Source organism: Pseudomonas sp. P4_C3 (assembly GCF_056402075.1).
The window spans coordinates 1-4189 of record NZ_JBFUIC010000335.1 but is presented as its reverse complement, the minus strand read 5'-3'; the positions used below and the strand labels follow the sequence as shown (position 1 = coordinate 4189).

Annotated in this window: 4 protein-coding genes and 1 pseudogene; 2 read left to right on the top strand and 3 right to left on the bottom strand. The window is 58.6% G+C overall.

Translation table 11 applies throughout. The annotated features are described in order from the left end of the window. The 3 genes and pseudogenes from AC1DVH_RS27005 to AC1DVH_RS26995 form a co-directional block, all read right to left on the bottom strand. A pseudogene (locus tag AC1DVH_RS27005) lies at positions 1-276 on the bottom strand (aliphatic sulfonates ABC transporter substrate-binding protein); the annotation flags it as partial. Between the two features lie 273 nt (positions 277-549). After that, positions 550-2133 (bottom strand): rhodanese-related sulfurtransferase, encoded by a 1584-nt coding sequence (locus AC1DVH_RS27000; protein ID WP_477756366.1) that lies wholly within the window; start codon positions 2131-2133, stop codon positions 550-552. Next, positions 2130-2738: a cysteine dioxygenase family protein gene (locus AC1DVH_RS26995; RefSeq protein ID WP_477756365.1), complete on the bottom strand. Its 609-nt coding sequence runs from the start codon at positions 2736-2738 to the stop codon at positions 2130-2132. Before AC1DVH_RS26995 ends, AC1DVH_RS27000 begins: the two co-directional genes overlap by 4 nt. Before the next feature lie 231 nt (positions 2739-2969). On the opposite strand from AC1DVH_RS26995, the gene AC1DVH_RS26990 reads away from it, so the two are divergent. After that, the gene (locus AC1DVH_RS26990) at positions 2970-3875 is read left to right on the top strand and encodes a LysR family transcriptional regulator (RefSeq protein WP_477756364.1); all 906 of its coding nucleotides are present in this window, start codon (positions 2970-2972) and stop codon (positions 3873-3875) included. Between the two features lie 123 nt (positions 3876-3998). After that, positions 3999-4189 (top strand): class II aldolase/adducin family protein (locus AC1DVH_RS26985; protein WP_477756363.1); only part of this gene is annotated, 191 nt, incomplete at its 3' end.

Sequence of the window (4189 nt, the reverse complement as noted above, 5' to 3'; positions counted from 1 at the left end):
GGCTCCGAGAGCGAACACGTAGGGCGCATCGCCCAAGGCACCGATGTCCACGGCCCCGGCGTTCAATGCTTCACCGAGGGGCGCGGCGGCTGGAAACTCGGAGAACTGGATGTCGTAGGGCACGTTCTTCAGCTCGCCGGAGACTTCCAGCAGCACTTTGACCGTGGATTTCTGATTGGCCACCAGCAATGGCTGAAGGTCGGCGGCGTGGGTGGTCGCACAGAAGGTGAGGGCGCCGGCGATCAACAATCGTTTGAAGGGCAGGGTAAGGCTCATGCGGCGTACTCCAGGTGGATCTTGCTAAATTGGGTACCTCCGCCTGGAGAAGGGGTCGGTCTGGTGTTAACACTATTCCTATAAAAAAATGGTGTGAAATTCTTTTTGGTTATATGTTAATTATAAAAATAARTGATTATGTTTAGATATAATATGCGAGATGCATACTTTATGCGGCCGTGATTCCGCAGGCGAGCCTTGAATAAAGAAGGGAAGGTGTAGAGCAGGAGAGCTTCCTGTGCCTTGCACAGGACACAGGAAGCGAGGGGCGCTTCAGATCACGAAAAATCCATGGGTGCCGTCCCGGGCCAACTGGTCTACCAGTCCGAACTCCCAGTCCAGGTAGGCCTGCATCGCTTCGCGCGGGTTGTCGGTGCCTTCATAAGGACGGCGATAGCGGTCGATACGCGGTGAGGCCAGGCGGGTTTCGCCTTCCTCCAGGGGCAGTTGCGCGGCGATCCAGCTGGCCGTGCCACCTTTGAGCAGAAACACCGCTTTGCCCGTCAATGCCTCGACCTCAGCCACCGCCAGGCGAGCCAGCTGACTGCTGCCGCAGGTCAGCACGTAGCGTTCTGCTGGCGGCACCTTGGCCAACGCTTCGCGCAGTTGCCCGCGCAAGGCCCACCACGCACCGGGGATATGGCGTTTGACGTAGTTGGCGCTGCTAGTGAAATCCAGTAAGACAATGTCGCCATGGGTCAGCCATTCGGTCAGGGTCTCGGGGCTGATTTCCTCGGCCTGTGGTGGCGCGGGAACGGGCGCCTGCCATGCTCCTTTTTCGCTGAAGTGCGCAGGTTGCACGTCATCGAGCACATGCACTTGCCAACCCAGTTGTGCAAGCCACGAAGCCGACATGTTGGCGCGCACGCCATCGTCATCGACCAGCACCAGGCGCGCACCGCGTACGCTGGCGAAGTGGTCGGTTTCCTGTACCAACTGGCCGCCGGGTGTCGAGCGGGCGGCGGGCAGGTGACCGGCTTCGAATTCTTCCGGGGGGCGCACGTCGAACAGGTAGGTGCTGCGGGTCGGCTCCTGTTGCCAGCGTTGCAAGTCTGCCAGGGTGGCGCGGCCTACCCGGGCTTTGTCGGCGACGCGACGGGCATCGCGGGCAGCAATTTGCCGATGCTCTTCGCTGGTCGGCGCGAATTGGCGCGACTGACCGTGCTGCAGTTTCTGTCCAGCCAGGGTCCAGCCGATGGTGCCGTTGCGCAAGGCCGAAACCGGGTTGGCGATGCCGGAGTTGATCAATGATTGAGTGCCGATAATGCTGCGGGTGCGGCCGGCGCAGTTAACGATGATGCGCGTGGCCGGGTCCGGTGCCAGTTCCCGGGCGCGCAGCACCAGCTCGGCCCCTGGTACGCTGATACCGGTCGGAATGCTCATGGTCTGGTATTCATCGAAACGCCGGGCATCGAGCACCACCACGTCGGCCTCGCTGTCGAGCAGTGCCTGGACTTCTTCCGCCGCCAGGGAGGGCGTGTGCCGCTGGCTTTCCACCAGTTCGCCGAAGGCTTTGCTCGGCACATTGACGTCGATGAACAACTCGCCACCGGCGCGGCGCCAACCGTCCAGCCCACCTTCGAGCAGGCTGACGTTGATGTAGCCCAAGTCTTGCAGACGCTGAGCGGCGATGCTCGCCAGCCCTTCACCATTGTCGTAGACGGTCACCTGGGTATCGCGCCTTGGAATTCGCGAGTACACCTCAAGCTCAAGTTTCGACAATGGAATGTTGGCCGCGAACAGCGGGTGTGATTCGGCGAAGGGCGCTTCTTCGCGCACATCCACCAGCGCCAGTTCTTCTCGGTTCAGCAGGGCCTGGCGTATTTCAGCGTAGGAGCGGGTGAGTGCAGTGCTCATAGGGCTTGGCTCTCTTTGGACAGATCCCAGATATTGGGGAGAAAGGCGTTGGAATAACCGGAGATGAACAGCTTCTCGCTGCCGTCGGCCTGGTACACCGCGCGGGGCACGGCCCCGATGTTGGCACCGTAGACATGGATGCTGATCGAGACCTGATCATCAAAGGCGTTGCTGACCTGGTGAATGTCCCCGATTTTTGGCGACACCGCTTCAACCTGGCCCGGCCGCAGTTGCACGCGGCTACCGTCGGTGATCAAGGCACCGTCGCTGTTGCGCTGGAAACCTTGCGAATACTCCGCGCCGCGCAACATGCCAATCAGCCCCCAGACCCGATGGTCATGGATCGGTGTGCTTTGCCCCGGCCCCCAGACAAAACTGACGATACTGAACCGCTGCCGTGAATCGACATGCAGCAGGTATTGTTGATAGCGCTCGGGGTCTGGTCGGGCGAAATCTTCCGGCAGCCAGTCATCATGACTGACCAATTGACCGAGTAGTTTGCCGCCACGATGCAACAGATCACCCTCGCGAGGGTTACTGTCGATCAATTCCGCCAAGGCGCCTATGAATGCTCTGAGTCTCTCCGGGTGTCGGGCCTGGGTCATGGCGATTCCATCGTTCGTTGTGAAAGTTGACCCTTTGATTTAAGCATAATGTTTTATATCAATATGCGATTGTTTAATGATTAGGTTATAGCTGAAAGGAATTTATAACCCTTTCGCATAGCGCCATACGCTATTGATCGATCGCCCGGCGTGGGGGCGGGCTATCCTTCTTTCGACAATGGAACTATGCTTTTCAGACATCTTATTGACTGTTCTCTATGTGCGGGCCAAATGAAAATTGATGATATCGACGCCTTTGTCGAAGTGATTCGTTGCCAGTCCATCAGCCATGCCGCCGAGTCGCTGCAACTGACTCAACCGGCCATCACGCGGCGCGTGCAGAACTTCGAGCAGGCGTTGGGTGTGGAGTTGTTCGATCGCAACACCAAACCGCTCAAGCCCACGCTGATCGGTACGCGGGTGTATGAACAGTGCCGTTTGATCCTGCGGGAAATGGATGCGCTGCGCGAGCTGGTGGCCACCGACGCACCGCCCACCGGGTTGTTACGCCTGGGCGTTCCGCAAACCATTGGCGATGTGGTGCTGCTCGATGCGCTCAAGCATCTGCGCATCGAATACCCCGAGCTGCGCGCTCAGGTGGCCACGGGCTGGGGTAGTCAATTGGTTGCAAAGATCGAGCGAGGTGAACTGGACGCAGCGGCGGCGCTGTTCCCGGCCGGCAAGATTTTCCCGGACAACATTGTCGGCGAGTCGATTGGCAAGATGGAACTGGTGGTGGTGTGCGCCAAGTCCCAATTGCCCAAGCGTCCGTGCAAGCTCGCCGACGTTTACCAGAATGGCTGGATTCTCAATCCCGATGGCTGCGGTTTCCGTGCCGGTCTGCAACGAACCTTGTCGGACCAGGGGCTGGCCCTGAGTGTCAATCTGGAAACCTTCGGCACCGAACTGCAACTGGGCCTGGTCGCCGACGGCATGGGGCTGGGGTTGGTGCCGCGTCCGTTGCTGGAACGCAGCACGCATTTCGAACAGTTGGCGGTGATGCCGCTCAAGGACTTCAAGCCGGTGATGGACCTGTGGCTGATCTATCCGCATTTCCTGGGCAATCTGCAAGGGCCGGTCGATGCCTTTGGCAAACTGGTCGCCGGATCGCTGCAGAAGATCAAGCGTGCAGCGTGATGCTCGGGCAGGAATATAATAAAAAAAAATAATAATTAGCTTAGATTAAAATGTGCTTTTTATTATTTTTTGCCTTCCCATAGGCTGGCTGGAGATCCTTAAGGCCATCCAGGAAGTTTTGCCATGAGTAGCGTCAGTCCGTTATCCAGCGTCTCGAAAAATGTTCGCCAACGGGTCAGTCCCGAAGAATGGGAAGTGCGTGTAAAACTGGCTGCGGCCTATCGGCTGGCGGCCCTGTTCAAGTGGACCGACCACATCTACACGCATTTTTCCGCGCGGGTGCCGGGGCCGGACGAACATTTCCTGATCAATGC